Genomic DNA, 15,377 nt, shown 5'->3' with positions numbered 1-15,377 from the left:
CCCCGCATTGCCCAGGCTCATGCCCGCAAGGACCTCGTCATGCCCGCACGACTCTCTCGGCCCGCCGGCCTCGCCGGCTTGCTGCTGACGCTACTCCTCCTGCTGATCGCCCTGCCCTTGCACGCCCTGGAGCTGGAGCAAGTGCGTGAGGGCTTTCCCACGGCGGACCGCCTGGAGCCGGCGGAGTCCCAGTGGCCGGTGCGCGAGGTGCATGCCGGTGACGAGCTGCTCGGCTACGCCTTCGAGAGCGTCGACATGGCGCCGATTCCCGCCTATTCGGGCAAGCCGGTCAACCTGCTGGTGGGTATCGACCTGGAGGGGACAGTCGTTCAGGCAGACGTCATCAGCCACGAGGAGCCCATCATGCTGGTGGGCATCCCCGAAGCAAAGCTCGAGGGCTTCGCCGACGACCACGTCTCCGCTCACGTCAACGACCGCATGAAGGTCGGCGACAACCTCGACGCCATCTCCGGCGCCACCGTCACGGTCATCGTGGTCAGCGACACGATCATGCGCGCCGCGCGCCAGGTCGCCGCCGAACAGGGGCTGATCGCCGACCCCTCCAGCGCACCACCAGCCAGGGTGCGCCAGGACGTGTTCTCTCCCGCCGACTGGGAGGCGCTTACCGGTGATGGCACTATCCGCCGTCTGCACCTGACCCATGGCGAGGTGGACGCGTCCTTCGTCGGCACCCCCGCCGAAGACTTCATGCACACGCCGCAGCCGGCGGAGCGCACCTTCATCGAGCTCTTCTATACCTACCTGAACCCGCCCACTGCCGGTCGCAACCTGCTGGGCGATAGCGGCTACGAGCGCGTGATGGAGGAACTCGACGAAGGCGAGCATGCCATCGCGGTGTTGGGTCGCGGCGATTACTCCTTCAAGGGATCAGGCTATGTGCGTGGCGGCATCTTCGATCGCATCGAGCTTTCCCAGGGCAACACCAACATCAGCTTCCACGACCGCGATCATATTCGCCTGGGCGATCTCGCCCTGGACGGCGCACCGGCCTTCGACGAGCGCGACATCTTCATTATCCGCGAGGACGCTGCCTTCAACCCCGGCCAGCCATGGCAGCTGGAGTTGCTGGTACGCCGCGCCTCGGGCCCGCTGGATACCGAGTTCAGCCGCTTCACCGCCGACTACGCGGTGCCAGAGGCCTATATCGAGCGACCCGAGCCGCCCAAGGAAGTGCCTATCTGGGTGGAGGTATGGAAAGACAAGGCCTTCCAGATCGGCGTGCTGGCCGCCGGTCTGCTGGTGCTCACCGGTATCATGCTGTTCCAGGACGTGCTGGCACGCCACCCGAGGATCTTGCGCCCGCTGCGTTTGGGCTTTCTGGTCTACACCCTGGTGTTCATCGGCTGGTATGCCCTGGCCCAGCTGTCGGTGGTCAACATCCTGACCTTCACCAATTCGCTGATCAGCGGCTTCAGCTGGAGCTCCTTCCTGATCGACCCGATGATGTTCATCCTCTGGTCCTTCGTCGCCGTGAGCCTGCTGCTGTGGGGCCGCGGCGTGTTCTGCGGCTGGCTATGCCCCTTCGGCGCCCTGCAGGACCTGGTCAACAAGGCCGCGCGCAAGCTGGGCGTGAAACAGATCGAGGTGCCCTTCGGGCTTCACGAGCGCCTCTGGGCGATCAAGTACATCATCCTGCTGGCGCTGTTCGGTCTCTCGCTGCACTCGCTGGGCACCGCCGAGCGCTATGCCGAGGTGGAACCCTTCAAGACCGCCATCACCCTGCGCTTCCAGCGCGACTGGGGCTTTGTGCTCTACGCCCTGGGGCTGGTGGCGATCTCGGCCTTCAACCACAAGTTCTACTGCCGCTACATCTGCCCCTTGGGCGCCGGCCTGGCGATCCCCGCCCGCCTGCGTCTCTTCGATTGGCTGAAGCGGCACCGCGGCAGCTGTGGCACCCCGTGCCAGATCTGCGCCAACGAATGCGAAGTGGCCGCCATCCATCCCGATGGCCGCATCAATGCCAACGAGTGCCACTACTGTCTCGACTGCCAGGTCCTCTACTACGACGACCAGCGTTGCCCGCCGGTGATCAAGCGTCGCAAGCGCTATGAGAAGGCGGCGCGCATGGCCGCGGGCCAGGGTGGCGTGGAGACGCACGACCCCGGCAGTGCCCGAGAACGCAAGCTGCAGCGAATCCCGACCCTTCAGGAGGATTGACCATGAGTGACAAGAAGAAAGCGATCGAGAACCTTGGACGCCGCCACTTCCTGCGCAACAGCGCCGTGACCGGTGTCGCCGGCGCCGGCCTGGCCGGTGGCTTCGGCGCCGGCGCGCTGATGAGCAGCCAGGAGGCCAAGGCCGCCGAGGACGGCATCGAGGTCGCGCCCGGCGAGCTCGACGAGTACTACGGCTTCTGGAGCGGTGGCCACCAGGGTGAGGTGAGGGTGCTGGGCATCCCTTCCATGCGTGAGCTGATGCGCATCCCGGTGTTCAATATCGACAGCGCTACCGGCTGGGGCATCACCAACGAGTCGCGGCGCATCCTCGGCGACTCGGCGCGCTTCCTCAACGGCGATTGCCACCACCCGCACATCTCGATGACCGACGGCCGTTACGACGGCAAGTACCTGTTCATCAACGACAAGGCCAATACGCGGGTGGCGCGTATCCGTCTCGACATCATGAAGACGGACAAGATCACCACCATTCCCAACGTCCAGGCGATCCACGGCCTGCGCCTGCAGAAGGTGCCGCACACCAAGTACGTCTTCGCCAACGCCGAACTGCCCATCCCCCAGATCAACGACGGCCGCGACCTGGAGACCCCGGACAACTACTTCACCATGTTCAACGCCATCGATGCCGAGAGCATGGAGGTGGCGTGGCAGGTGATCGTCGACGGCAATCTCGACAACACCGACGCCGACTACACCGGCCGTTTCGTGGCCTCGACCTGCTATAACTCCGAGAAGGGCATGACCCTGGCCGATACCATGCGCGCCGAGCGTGACTGGGTGGTGGTCTTCGACGTCGACGCCATCGAGGCCGCCGTGTCAGCCGGCGAGTTCGAGACCCTGGGCGACAGCGACGTGCCGGTACTCGACGGTCGCAAGGGCTCGCAGCTGACCCGCTATATCCCGGTGCCCAAGAACCCTCACGGCCTCAACACCTCGCCGGATGGCCAGTATTTCATCGCCAACGGCAAGCTCTCGCCGACCTGCACCATCATCGGCATCGACAAGCTTCCCGCCCTGTTCGACGACGCCATCGCGCCCCGCGACACCGTGGTCGGCGAGCCGGAGCTGGGCCTGGGGCCGTTGCATACCACCTACGACGGCCGCGGCAATGCCTATACCACGCTGTTCATCGACAGCCAGGTGGCCAAGTGGAACATCGAGGACGCGATCCGCGCCTACAACGGCGAGGAAGTGAACTACCTGCGCCAGAAGCTCGACGTCCACTACCAGCCGGGCCACAACCACGCCAGCCTGACCGAGTCGCGGGATGCCGACGGCAAGTGGCTGGTGGTGCTCTCCAAGTTCTCCAAGGACCGCTTCCTGCCGGTGGGTCCGCTGCACCCGGAAAATGACCAGCTGATCGATATCTCCGGCGAGCAGATGAAGCTCGTCCACGATGGCCCCACCTTCGCCGAACCCCACGACTGCATCCTGCTGCGCGCCGACCAGCTCAGTCCCAGCCGGGTGTGGACGCGTGACGATCCCTTCTTCGCCGAGACCCGCGCCATGGCCGAGGCCGACGGGGTAAATCTCGAGACCGAAAACAAGGTGGTCCGCAATGGCAACAAGGTACACGTCTACATGATCTCGGTGGCGCCCCAGTTCGGTCTGAGCGAGTTCAAGGTCAAGCAGGGTGACGAGGTCACCGTGGTGGTGACCAACCTCGATCAGGTGGAGGACCTGACCCACGGCTTCGTCATGGTCAATCATGGCGCCTCCATGGAGATCGGCCCGCAGCAGACCTCCAGCGTTACCTTCACCGCCGACAAGCCCGGGGTGTACTGGTACTACTGCTCCTGGTTCTGCCACGCCATGCACATGGAAATGACCGGTCGCATGCTGGTCGAGAAGGCCTGATCGCTATCGAATCAAGGTAGCAGGCCAAGGGAGGGTCACCGTTAGCCTCATGAAGCGAGAGGCGCCGGGGACAAGCCGAAGAGGAGGTCCTACGCCAGGGGTGAGGAGCATTGCTCCGAACGGGCGGGCCATGGATGGCCCGCACCGGCCCTGCAAGCGGCGCAGGATGCGAGAGCGCCGCAGGGCGTCGGTAGCGTACAAGGATGTATTCACAGCGCCTCCTCGCAGGCTTGTCGCCGGGTCAGCCTCGAACGATGAAAGCCAACCCTACTGCCCCTCGGAATTCCCCCGCTTTTTCGCGGAGAGACGCATGACTCGACGACAGTTTCGCGTCGTCCCCCGACTGATTCTTGTCGCCTGGTGGCTCACGTGGCTACCCGGCGACCTGCTGGCCGCCGACTGGACGGCCAGCCCCGGCGAATCGCTGCAGCCGCTGATCGACCAGGCCAGCGACGGCGACCGCCTGATGCTGCCCGAGGGCCGTTACCCCGGCTCGCTGACCATCGACCGCTCGCTCACCCTGCAGGGCGAGCCGGGCGCGGTGATCGACGCCGGCGGCATCGGCCACGCCATGGTGCTCGAGGCCCCCGACATTGTGATCCAGGACCTGACCATCGAGAACTGGGGCGCCAACCTCACCGACATGGATGCCGGCATCTTTGTCGAGGAGAACGCCACCGGCAGCGTGATCCGCGACTCGCGGCTGAGTGGCCCCGGCTTCGGCATCTGGCTCGATGCCGTCAGTGACGTGCAGGTGCTCGACAACGTGATCCGCGGCGACGCCGCGCTGCGCTCCCAGGATCGCGGCAACGGCGTGCACCTGTTCAACGTCCGCAACGTGACGGTGGCCGGCAACGATATTCGCCACACCCGCGACGGCATCTATATCGACACCAGCAGCCAGAGCTTGCTGCGCGGCAACCACATGCAGGACCTGCGCTACGGCGTGCACTACATGTATGCCCACGACAATCGCCTGGAGGGCAACACCACCCGCCACACCCGCACCGGCTACGCGCTGATGCAGTCCAAGCGGCTCGAGGTGATCGACAACCGCTCGGAAGACGACCGTCGCTACGGCATCCTGATGAACAACATCACCGACTCAATCCTGCGCGGCAACCGCATCACCGGCATCGAGCAGCGTCGCGACGCGCAGGGCCAGGGGCTGATCAGCGGCGGCGAGGGCAAGGCACTGTTCGTCTATAACGCCCAGTACAATCGCTTCGCGGCCAACCGCTTCGCCGGGAGCGATATCGGCATCCACCTCACCGCCGGCTCCGAGGACAACACGCTGGTAGGCAACGCCTTCGTCGGCAACCGCCAGCAGGTGATGTACGTCGCCACCCGCGCCCAGGAATGGTCGGTGGAGGGGCGCGGCAACTACTGGAGCGACTACCTGGGATGGGACCTGGACGGCGACGGCATCGGCGACACCGCCTACGAGCCCAACGATGCCATGGACCGCCTGCTGTGGCGCTATCCGGTGGCGCGGCTGCTGATGCACAGCCCGGCGGTGCTGGCCCTGCGCTGGGTGCAGCGCCAGTTCCCGGTGTTCCGACCCCAGGGCGTCAAGGACAGCCATCCGCTGATGAACGAACCCGACTTCGACGAGGCCGACGCATGACCGCGGTAATCGATTTCCAGGGCGTCACCCGCCGCGACGCTGAGCTGGTGCGCCTCGACGCCCTCGACCTCCAGGTAAGCGAGGGCGAGGTACTGGCCCTGCTCGGCCACAATGGCGCCGGCAAGACCACTACCATGCACCTCATCCTCGGGCTGCTCTCGCCCAGCGCGGGACGCGTGACGGTGCTGGGTGGCGCACCCGACGGTACCCACGCCGAGACGCTGCGCCGCCGCCTGGGCTACCTGCCGGAGAACGTGCGCTTCTACGAGCAGCTCAGCGGCCGCGAGGTTCTCGACTATTTCGCCCGGCTCAAGCGGGTCGATCGCCGCCAGGTGAACGAACTGCTGGACCAGGTGGGTCTCGGCCACGCCGCCTCGCAGCGGGTGAAGACCTATTCCAAGGGCATGCGCCAGCGCCTCGGACTGGCCCAGGCGCTGCTCGGCGACCCGCGCCTGCTGCTGCTCGACGAACCCACCACCGGCCTCGACCCGGCCGCCACCCGCGCCTTCTTCGATACGGTGCGTCGCCTGCGCGAGCGCGGCTGCACGGTGCTGCTCTCCTCCCACGTGCTGCCCGGCGTCGAACCCTATATCGACCGTGCGCTGATCCTCGGGGGGGGCAAGCGGCTGGCACTGGGCAGCCTGGACGACCTGCGCCAGCAGGCCGCGCTACCGCTCATCGTGCAGGCGCGTGGACACAGCGCCGAGGCCAACCTGGCTCACCACCTGGGCAAGTGGGATGACCCACGCATCGAGGCGCGGGCGGTCAACGGCCACGAAGTGGAACTGACGGTGCCCGCAGACGCCAAGCTCGCGGTGCTGCGCCGGCTGACCGACACCCCAGGCATCGAAGACATCGAGCTGCTGCCGCCCACCCTGGAACACCTCTACACCCACTTCTCCGCCGGCCTCTCGCCCGCGCAACGAGGAGACGCCCGATGAACGCCATCCTGACCATCGCCGGCAAGGAGTTCCGCGACGGCCTGCGTAACCGCTGGGTGCTGGCCATCGCCCTGGTACTGGCCTTCCTCGCCGTGGGCATCGCCGGGTTCGGCGCCGCCGCCAGTGGTGGCCTGGGCTTCACCTCGCTGGCCACCACCCTGGTCAGCCTGGCGACACTCGCCGTGTTCCTGATTCCGCTGATCGCCCTGCTGCTGGCCTACGACGCCGTGGTCGGCGAGCAGGAGGCGGGCACCCTGCTGCTGCTGCTCACCTATCCGATCAGCCGCACCCAGCTACTGCTGGGCAAGTTCCTCGGCCACGGCCTGATCCTCGCTGCCGCCACGCTGTTGGGCTTCGGCGTGGCCGGCGTGGTGATCGCGGTAGGCGCCGAGGGCGTGCCGCTCGCCGAGTTGGCTGCCGGCATGGGTCTGTTGATCGGCAGCAGCATCCTGCTGGGCTGGGTATTCATCGCCTTCGCCTACCTGATCAGCGTGTGGGTCACCGAAAAGGCCCGCGCCGCCGGCCTGGCGCTGGTGGTGTGGTTCCTGTTCGTGCTGGTCTTCGACCTGGGGCTACTGGCGCTGCTGGTCAGCGTCGAGCGAGGCGGCGACTGGTTGCCGTGGCTGCTGCTGCTCAACCCCACCGAATGCTTCCGGCTGATCAACCTGGCCGGCTTCGAGGCCGCCCGCAGCTACAGCGGCCTGACCTCCATCGCCGAGGGCAGCGCCTTTCGCCCGGCCATCGTCACCACCCTGCTGGTGGCCTGGATCCTGGTGCCGCTGGGGCTGGCGCTGCTGCGCTTCCGCCACCGCGCCGCCTGAGCCACCGTGTCCACGCCATGAGAGAGACCGTCATGACCCGATTCGCCCTCTTGTTCGCCCTGCTCGTCGGTCTACTGCTGGCCGGCTGCGGCGAATCCGAGCCCGAGACCCTGGCGGCCCCTGTCCCCATCGAGTCCGGCGACAGTTGCCATGTCTGCGGCATGCTGATCAGCGAGCACCCCGGCCCCAAGGGCGAGGCGTTCCTGGACAAGCAGGGCGAAGCGCTGAAGTTCTGCTCCACCATGGACCTCTTCGCCTTCCTCAAGCAGCCCGAAAACGAGACGCGTCTCTCCCACGCCTATGTCCACGACGTAGGGGTAACGTCCTGGGGCAGGCCCTCGGACGAGGCCTTCATCCTGGCCAGCGAGGCCGTCTATGTGGTCGGCCATGACCGGCGTGGCGCCATGGGCCATACCCTGGCGTCGTTTGCCGAACAGGCCGACGCCGAGGCGTTTCGCGAGCCCCACGGCGGTGAGCTGGTGAGCTTTGATGAGATCGACCTCGAGCTGTTGGGTCGCCTGGGCCGCGGCGAACTGGGAGGTAATAGCGACGGGCGGATGGACGAGATGTCCGGCCACGACTAGCGACAGCATGGCTGGCCAGGGATGGGCCAGCCCTCTCCGGCGTGATAGCCTCGGGCGCACCCCGGCCCGAGGACTCGCCATGCCCTGCCTATCCCGATTCGCCGCATCGCTGCTGCTGCCGTTGTGCCTGCTGCTTGCCGGGGCCGCGTCGGCCACCGACTACAATATCGGCGACGTGCGGGCCCATGGCGGCTGGCACTCCTTGGTCCTGTCGCTGGGCGAGGAGCGCCACTTCCGCGCCATCGACCAGCAGAGCTACAGCGACGCCATCTTCAGCGTCAACGCCAGTGCCGGCGCCTGCGACCTGCCCTGGCTGGAGCTGCGGGTGGAACTCGCCGAGAATCAGGCCAGGAGCGCCACGGTGAACCGCGTGCCGGCCGACCTGCGCGTCGATCAGGCGACCATCCACAGCGGCAGTGCCGCCTTCATCACCGAGCGTGGTGACAAGGGCTTCTACGTGCGCTTCGCACTCCCTGACCTCGAATTGCTGTTCGAGGAGATGGCCAACGGCAAACTGCTGCGCCTGCGCATGATGCGCAGCGAGGACGACCCCTGGTTCATGGTGTTCGACCTGGCAGGCGCCGGCGAGGCGATCGAACGCCTGCATCGCCTGTGCAACGCGACCGAGCGCTGAGCGGCGCGGGCAGCATTCGCAGTGATCGATACCGTGATCGATAGGAGGTAAGGCGTGGCCGTGCTGCTGTTCCATCTACGCAACGTGCCCGAGGAGGAAGCCGAGGCGGTTCGCCGGCTGCTCGACGAGCATGGCCTGGCGACCTTCGAGACTCGAGCGGGCTTCTGGGGGCTGGGGGTGGCCGCGATCTGGCTGCGTGACTCGGACGAGCTGCCGCAGGCCCGCGCCCTGATCGATGACTACCAGCAGACACTCGGCGAGCAGGTGCGGCGCGAGCATGATGCCCTCGTCGAGCGTGGCGAGGCGCCCACCCTGTGGCGGCGCCTGATGCGCCAGCCGATCCGCACGCTGCTGTTCGCCCTGCTCGCCGCCGCCGTGCTGGCCTTGTCGCTAGTGCCCTTTGTGTGGCTGACCGACTGAGGTGTGGCTGACCGACTGACGCCGCCTCAGTCGCGTGCCCGACGGCTCTCGTCGCGCAATGCCGCCAGTGCCGGCTCCATGTCCTCGGCCAGCGCGCCCACCGCCGGCCGCGCATGGAAATAGCCCTGCTGGTGGTTGATGCCGGCGCGCGCCAGCCACAGGGCCTCCTTGCGGGTCTCGACACCCTCGGCAATCAGCCGGATGTCGAGTTCGTCGGCCAGTCGCTTCACGGCCTCGAGCAGCACTTGGCGGCGACGGTCTCCGTCGCACCCCGTGATCAGTTCGCGGTCGACCTTGAGGCGGTCGGGCGTCAGGTCGGTCAAGAGGTCGAGGTTGGCGTAGCCGTTGCCGAAATCGTCCAGCGCCGTGGCGAAGCCCATGGCACGGTAGGCGTCGATGATGCTGCGCAGGTGCTGACGGTCGCGGACCCGTTCGGTCTCGGTAATCTCGAAGACGATGCGCTCGGTAGGCCAGCCGACCCGCGCCGAGACATCCAGAGTCGCCTGGATACAGGCCTCGGGCTCATAGACCGCATTGGGCAGGAAGTTGATCGACAGGTTCTCGCGCATGCCCAGCGCGCTGGCCATCTCGATGGCTCGCACCCGGCACGCCTGGTCGAAGCGATAGAGCAGGTCATCGGTGACCTGGGAAAGGACGCTCCAGGCCGACTCTCCCGCCGGCCCTCTGACCAGTGCTTCGTAGGTGGTGATGCTTGCCGCCTCTACATCGACGATCGGCTGGAAGGCCATGGTGAAGTCGAAGGGCAGTTCCCCTTCGCAGCGGCCGCAGTACCCCGCGACGCGCGCACAGCTCGACATCGGCGACTCCTTGTCAGTGCTTGTCGATCTTTCCCGGCAACCGTTGCGGGAAGCTGTCGGCCTGGCCGAGAGCAGGCACGAACCGCAATACTATCCCAAGCGCGCCAGGATGGCGCAATCACCGGGTCGCTCGGTAAGCGTGAAAGGCAGCGCCAGATGAGGGGGCTGACCGCGCCGGGCGTCGTCGCCGCCCGGCGTCGGATCACTGACGAATGAGGTAGTCGAAGGCGCCCAGCGCGGCCTTGGAGCCCTCGCCCATGGCAATCACGATCTGCTTGTAGGGAACGGTGGTCACGTCACCGGCCGCGAAGATGCCGGGCACCGAGGTCATGCCGTGGGCGTCGACCACGATCTCGCCGCGCTCGGAAAGTTCGATGGGCGAGTCCTGCAGCCACTCGGTATTGGGTACCAGGCCGATCTGCACAAACACCCCCTCGAGCTCGAGACGGCGGATCTCGCCGCTGGTCCGCTCCTCGTAGGTGAGGCCGTTAACGCGCGTGCCGTCGCCATTCACCTCGGTCGTACGCGCGCCGAGGATAATCTCCACGTTGGGCATGCTGCGCAGCTTCTTCTGCAGCACCGCGTCGGCGCGCATCTCGTCCATGAACTCGACCAGGGTGACGTGGCCGACGATGCCGGCCAGATCGATGGCCGCCTCAACGCCGGAGTTACCGCCGCCGATCACTGCCACGCGCTTGCCCTTGAACAGCGGCCCGTCACAGTGGGGGCAGTAGGCCACGCCCTTGTTGCGGTACTCGGCCTCACCGGGTACGCCCATCTCGCGCCAGCGGGCGCCGGTGGCCAGCACCAGGGTCTTGCTTTTCAGGCTGGCGCCGGAGGCGAACCGCACTTCATGCTCTTCGCCAGGCTGGCCGGGCAGCAACGTGACCGCACGCTGCAGGTTCATGATGTCGACCTCATACTCCTTGACGTGCTCTTCCAGCGCCGCGGCCAGCTTGGGGCCCTCGGTGTGGGGCACGGAGATGAGATTCTCGATGCCCATGGTATCGAGCACCTGGCCCCCGAAGCGTTCGGCGGCCACCCCAGTGCGGATGCCCTTGCGCGCGGCATAGACCGCCGCCGCGGCACCGGCAGGACCACCGCCGATCATCAGCGTATCGAAGGCCGGCTTCTCGCCGAGCTTGGCGGCCTCGCGCTCAGCGGCGCCGGTATCCACCTTGGCCAGGATCTGCTCCAGGCTCATGCGGCCCTGGTCGAAGGGCTCGCCGTTGAGGTAGATGCTGGGCACCGACATCACCTGGCGTTCCTCCACCTCGTCCTTGAACAGCGCGCCGTCGATCGCCACGTGGTGGACGCCCGGGTTGAGGATGGCCATCAGGTTGAGCGCCTGAACCACATCCGGGCAGTTCTGGCAGGAGAGCGAGAAATAGGTCTCGAAGCGCAGCTCGCCCTCGAGTCCCTTGATCTGCTCGACCACCTCATCGGACGCCTTGGGGGGGTGGCCGCCCACCTGCAGCAGCGCCAGTACCAGAGAGGTGAACTCGTGACCCATCGGCAGGCCGGCGAACACCACACCGGTCTCCTCGCCGGGGCGATTGAGCGCGAAGGAGGGGCGGCGCGCGTCCTGACCATCGAGCTTCAGGGTGATCTTGTCGGTCAGGCCGACAATATCGGTGAGCAGGCCATGCAGCTCCTTCGACTTGGCGCCGTCATCGAGGGACGCAACGATCTCGAAGGGCTGAGTGACCTTGGCCAGATAGGCCTTGAGCTGAGTTTTCAGGTTGTCGTCCAACATGACAGCGAGATTCCTTCATGTTCGGGTGCTGAGTAAGACATGGGCTCGACGTGCGCTCACCGACAGGTGTCGCGGGAGCTCATGCTTGCGGGGATCGAGGTTGACTCGACCACCCGGGCAGAGGATGCCCGGGCGGGAACAGGTGAGGCCATGGCAGGCCTCACCGGCAGGAGCGGATCGCTTAGATCTTGCCGACCAGGTCCAGGGACGGGGCCAGGGTCTCTTCGCCCTCTTCCCACTTGGCCGGGCAGACTTCGTTGGGGTTGGCACGCACGTACTGGGCGGCCTTGACCTTGCGCAGCAGCTCTTCGGCGTTACGGCCGATGTTGCCGGCGTTCAGCTCGATGATCTGGATCTTGCCATCGGGGTCGACCACGAAGGTGCCGCGCTCGGCGACGCCATCTTCCTCGATCAGCACCTCGAAGTTGCGCGAGATGGCGTGAGTCGGGTCGGCCAGCATCGGATACTGCAGCTTGTTGATGGTCTCGGAGCTGTCGTGCCACGCCTTGTGGGTGAAGTGGGTGTCGGTGGAGACACTGTAGATCTCGACGCCGAGCTTCTTGAACGCTTCGTAGTTGTCGGCCAGGTCACCCAGTTCGGTGGGGCAGACGAAGGTGAAGTCGGCCGGATAGAAGAAGAAGATGTTCCACTGACCCTTCAGGCTCTCCTCGGAGACGTCGATGAACTCGCCGTTGTAATAGGCGGTGGCCTTGAACGGCTTGACTTCGGTGTTCAGCAGCGACATTCGGTAGTGCTCCTTTCGACTTTCGTTGAATACATGGCGGCGATACGAGGCGCATGGTAGCCCGCATCTCCTGATAGCGTAAATTGAATGGCGTCATCACCCTGATAATTCAACCCTATGGAGATGACGATTCCGGGTCAGCCGATGCTTACCGCCTCGCCCTGACGGTCGAACGCCAGGAACTGCGCGATATTGCCCATCTTGAGCGATTCCACCATGCGGTTGAGGTGCTGCTCGGCCTGGGCCTCGGCGTCCTCACCGGCGAGAGCCGCCACGAAGACGATGTCCCAGTCGGCCCCGGCCTGCCGGGACTCTTCCACTAGCGCCGCCATGTCGGAGAGCTCCTCGGGGGCCTTGTCGACGCAGACCACCGGCGTCAGCACGCCACCCTCGCCCTGTTCGAAGCGACGGCGCTGCTCCTCACTGGGATGGTCCGGTAACTCGGCACGGGTGAAGACGAACAGCAGGCGCTGCGGCTCTGCCTGGGCACGCGCCTCATCCAGCAGATCGGCAAAACAGGAAATGGCCACGGGCACTCCTTCGGGTCGGGACGGTGTATTGGCAGGCAGCGTAACGGGCCGGCCCCGCTTCGAAAAGAGCGTTTCGTCGCCCATGCGACCCAGATCACGTTTCGGAGCGCCGGCGAATGTCCGCTACCCCTAATGACCAGCCACTGTCAGCGAGATGCCACTGCAGAACGCAATCGGAGCTCCAGGCGCCGCTCATAGAGTCCCTTGGTCACCAAGGTGCCCAGTACCAGCCCGCCACCAACCAGCGCGATCGGTGCCGGCGTCTCGCCCAGCAACCACCATGCCCAGAGAGTGCCGACCACGACCTCCAGCAGCAGCAGCAGGCCGACCTCGGCAGCGGGCAAATAGAGGGGCCCGCGCTGCAGCAGGGTTACCCCCGTCGGCACGATGAACAGACATAACAACACGACCAGCAACCAGCGATCGATCGGCGGCATGTCGATCCCGCCATCGCCCAGAAGCAGGAACAGAGCAGCGCCACACCCCACGATGAGGCCGTTGAACACCAGCATCGGACTCATGTCCACGCCGGGACGCCGACGGCAAAGCGTGAAATTGAGCGCCAGGGTGGTAGCCGCCATAAGGGCAAAGGCATTACCCACCCAGGAGCCCGCCCCGGTATCGTCGATCACGATCATCCCGATCCCCAGCATGCAGAGCGCGATCGACAGCCAGGTACGGCACGGCAACCGCTCGGCAAGGATCGCGCGGGACAGCAGGGCGGCAATCAGCGGCGCTCCCGCCAGGATCAAAAGAACATTACCCGCCTTGGTGTACTGGTTGCCCAGCACGAAGCCGCAGGTCGTCAGACTGAAAAGCAGTGCCACGGCGATGCCGGTGCCACCGCTGCGCCGATAGGCTGCCAAGGTGCCTCGGCCGTAGCGCGCCAGCGCGATCACCAGAAAGCCCAACGCCGAAAGGAAGCCCCGCCACATCAAGATCTCGGCGTCCGGCAGGGCCGCCAGCTTGATCAGCAGCGCATCCGGCGACATGATCAGCGCCCCGCCCCCGGTCAGCAGCAGGCCCTGCTGACGGTGGGAGAGACCGGCATCCGACCTCCCCAACATCATAGGCGTGCCTCTCTCACGCTTTCCTCCCCTCCAGGACACGGATGACTTCCGGCACCGTCAGGCCCTGGTCGTCGATCCCCACATGCAGTGCCTCCACCGCATCGGCCAGCACCGCATCCGCGGCCTCGGCCAGGCCGATACGCGGTGTCTGTGTCATGCTTGCCTCCCTGCTCATCCGTGGTGGATCGCCACGGTCTTGATGCGTGTTATAGCTGCGCAGCCCCTCGAAGCCCTTTATGCGACCATGCCCGGAGCGGCCGACGCCGCCGAACGGTAACTCGATCCCGCCGGCGGCACCATAGTTGTTGACGAAGACCTGGCCGCTGCGAACGCCCTTGGCCGCGGTGAACTGCTGCAGTGCCGAAGAGGCTACCGGGGTCGGCAAGGCCAAGTCTAGTGGACGATGTTGAGATCCTTGACGAAGATATCGACGGCGCCGAGGCTCCGATCAGCCCACGCTGAAGCAGGTGGCCGATGCGGCCGGCATCTCGCTCATCAGCGGCAACGGCTAACGCTCGAAGATCACGGTGCGCCTTGCATGCAGGAAGACGCGCCGCTCCACGTGCAGGGCCACCGCTCTCGCCAGGGCCAGACATTCGATATCCCTGCCCTTGGCCACCAGGTCCTCGGGGTAATCGGCATGGCTGACCGACTCTACCGCCTGGGTGATGATCGGTCCCTCGTCCAGGTCGTCATTGATGTAGTGAGCCGTGGCACCGACCAGCTTCACGCCCTTCTCGTAGGCCTGATGATAGGGCTTCGCTCCCTTGAAGCCCGGCAGCAGCGAATGGTGAATATTGATGGCACGGCCGCTGAGCTGCTCGCACATCCGGCTCGAGAGCACCTGCATGTAGCGGGCCAGAATCACCAGTTCCGCGCCGGTCTCCTCGATGACCTTTGCCACCTGCGCTTCCTGTTCGGGCTTGGTCTCGGGCGTGATCGGAAAATGGTAATAGGGGATGCCGTGCCACTCCGCCAGGTTCGCCAGGTCCGGGTGGTTGGAGACGATGGCACGAATCTCGATCGGCAGCTGGCCGGTCCGATAGCGGTACAAGAGATCATTCAGGCAATGATCCGCCCTGGAGACCATGATCACCACCGGAATGCGCGCGCCCGGTGCGGCGAGTTCGAAGACCATCTCGAACTCGCCGGCCCGATCCGCGAAGGCGGCCTCAAAGGCCTCGGCATCGAAGGCGGTGAGCTGCGGCGTAAACTCGGTGCGGATGAAGAAGCGGTCGGCAAGACGATCGTCGAAGGACTGCTGTTCGGTGATGTAGCAGCCATTCTCCTTGAGAAAGCGGGTCACCACATCCACGGTCCCCAGTCGGCTGGGGCACTGGGCCGTGAGAGTCCAGGTATCGGCCAGATGGCTCATG

The 15,377-nt window shown here is 65.8% G+C and carries 15 protein-coding genes and 1 pseudogene; 8 read left to right on the top strand and 8 right to left on the bottom strand.

Annotated features, from left to right (window positions below):
* Positions 1 to 39: 39 nt before the first annotated feature.
* From nosR to FHR95_RS07655, 8 genes are all read left to right on the top strand, one after another.
* Entirely contained in the window at positions 40 to 2,178 is a 2,139-nt protein-coding gene (gene nosR / locus FHR95_RS07690) for a transcriptional regulator NosR (RefSeq protein ID WP_183313967.1), read from the top strand.
* 2 nt (positions 2,179 to 2,180) lie between these two features.
* Complete coding sequence (gene nosZ, locus FHR95_RS07685; protein WP_040183493.1) at positions 2,181 to 4,055, top strand: TAT-dependent nitrous-oxide reductase; 1,875 nt, start codon at positions 2,181 to 2,183, stop codon at positions 4,053 to 4,055.
* A gap of 310 nt (positions 4,056 to 4,365) precedes the next feature.
* The gene (locus FHR95_RS07680; protein ID WP_183313966.1) at positions 4,366 to 5,682 is read left to right on the top strand and encodes a nitrous oxide reductase family maturation protein NosD; all 1,317 of its coding nucleotides are present in this window, start codon (positions 4,366 to 4,368) and stop codon (positions 5,680 to 5,682) included.
* Positions 5,679 to 6,623, top strand: a complete 945-nt coding sequence (locus FHR95_RS07675; RefSeq protein WP_040183494.1) for an ABC transporter ATP-binding protein — start codon at positions 5,679 to 5,681, stop codon at positions 6,621 to 6,623. Before FHR95_RS07680 ends, FHR95_RS07675 begins: the two co-directional genes overlap by 4 nt.
* Complete coding sequence (locus FHR95_RS07670; RefSeq protein WP_183313965.1) at positions 6,620 to 7,444, top strand: ABC transporter permease; 825 nt, start codon at positions 6,620 to 6,622, stop codon at positions 7,442 to 7,444. The genes FHR95_RS07675 and FHR95_RS07670 overlap by 4 nt, the downstream gene beginning before the upstream one ends.
* A 32-nt stretch (positions 7,445 to 7,476) precedes the next feature.
* Entirely contained in the window at positions 7,477 to 8,028 is a 552-nt protein-coding gene (locus tag FHR95_RS07665) for a nitrous oxide reductase accessory protein NosL (RefSeq protein WP_183313964.1), read from the top strand.
* 79 nt (positions 8,029 to 8,107) lie between these two features.
* Positions 8,108 to 8,662 carry a hypothetical protein gene (locus FHR95_RS07660; protein WP_183313963.1) on the top strand — a complete coding sequence of 185 codons (555 nt, stop codon included), beginning with the start codon at positions 8,108 to 8,110 and terminating at the stop codon, positions 8,660 to 8,662.
* A 54-nt stretch (positions 8,663 to 8,716) separates the two neighbouring features.
* Positions 8,717 to 9,082 (top strand): DUF6164 family protein, encoded by a 366-nt coding sequence (locus FHR95_RS07655; RefSeq protein WP_183313962.1) that lies wholly within the window; start codon positions 8,717 to 8,719, stop codon positions 9,080 to 9,082.
* 26 nt (positions 9,083 to 9,108) lie between these two features.
* On the opposite strand, the gene FHR95_RS07650 is transcribed toward FHR95_RS07655, so the two are convergent.
* The 8 genes and pseudogenes from FHR95_RS07650 to purU form a co-directional block, all read right to left on the bottom strand.
* Positions 9,109 to 9,900 carry an EAL domain-containing protein gene (locus FHR95_RS07650; protein WP_183313961.1) on the bottom strand — a complete coding sequence of 264 codons (792 nt, stop codon included), beginning with the start codon at positions 9,898 to 9,900 and terminating at the stop codon, positions 9,109 to 9,111.
* A 202-nt stretch (positions 9,901 to 10,102) separates the two neighbouring features.
* On the bottom strand, positions 10,103 to 11,656 hold the full coding sequence (gene ahpF, locus FHR95_RS07645) for an alkyl hydroperoxide reductase subunit F (protein WP_183313960.1): 1,554 nt from the start codon (positions 11,654 to 11,656) through the stop codon (positions 10,103 to 10,105).
* Positions 11,657 to 11,837: 181 nt separating this feature from the next.
* Positions 11,838 to 12,401 (bottom strand): alkyl hydroperoxide reductase subunit C, encoded by a 564-nt coding sequence (gene ahpC, locus FHR95_RS07640; RefSeq protein WP_040183500.1) that lies wholly within the window; start codon positions 12,399 to 12,401, stop codon positions 11,838 to 11,840.
* Between the two features lie 137 nt (positions 12,402 to 12,538).
* Positions 12,539 to 12,931 carry a ribonucleotide reductase subunit alpha gene (locus FHR95_RS07635; RefSeq protein ID WP_183313959.1) on the bottom strand — a complete coding sequence of 131 codons (393 nt, stop codon included), beginning with the start codon at positions 12,929 to 12,931 and terminating at the stop codon, positions 12,539 to 12,541.
* A 146-nt stretch (positions 12,932 to 13,077) separates the two neighbouring features.
* Positions 13,078 to 14,001, bottom strand: coding sequence for a DMT family transporter (locus FHR95_RS07630; RefSeq protein ID WP_246378443.1), 924 nt, complete (start codon positions 13,999 to 14,001; stop codon positions 13,078 to 13,080).
* A 13-nt stretch (positions 14,002 to 14,014) separates the two neighbouring features.
* On the bottom strand, positions 14,015 to 14,158 hold the full coding sequence (locus FHR95_RS17410) for a hypothetical protein (RefSeq protein ID WP_183313958.1): 144 nt from the start codon (positions 14,156 to 14,158) through the stop codon (positions 14,015 to 14,017).
* A 14-nt stretch (positions 14,159 to 14,172) separates the two neighbouring features.
* Positions 14,173 to 14,341, bottom strand: a pseudogene (locus tag FHR95_RS17405) (aldehyde dehydrogenase family protein); the annotation flags it as partial.
* A 168-nt stretch (positions 14,342 to 14,509) separates the two neighbouring features.
* Positions 14,510 to 15,376 (bottom strand): formyltetrahydrofolate deformylase, encoded by an 867-nt coding sequence (gene purU / locus FHR95_RS07615; RefSeq protein WP_183313957.1) that lies wholly within the window; start codon positions 15,374 to 15,376, stop codon positions 14,510 to 14,512.
* Position 15,377 lies beyond the last annotated feature (1 nt).

Origin of the sequence: Halomonas fontilapidosi, assembly GCF_014192285.1 — a bacterium.
In the GTDB taxonomy this organism is placed as follows: Bacteria; Pseudomonadota; Gammaproteobacteria; order Pseudomonadales; family Halomonadaceae; genus Halomonas; species Halomonas fontilapidosi.
This window is presented reverse-complemented; position numbering and strand designations above follow the sequence as displayed.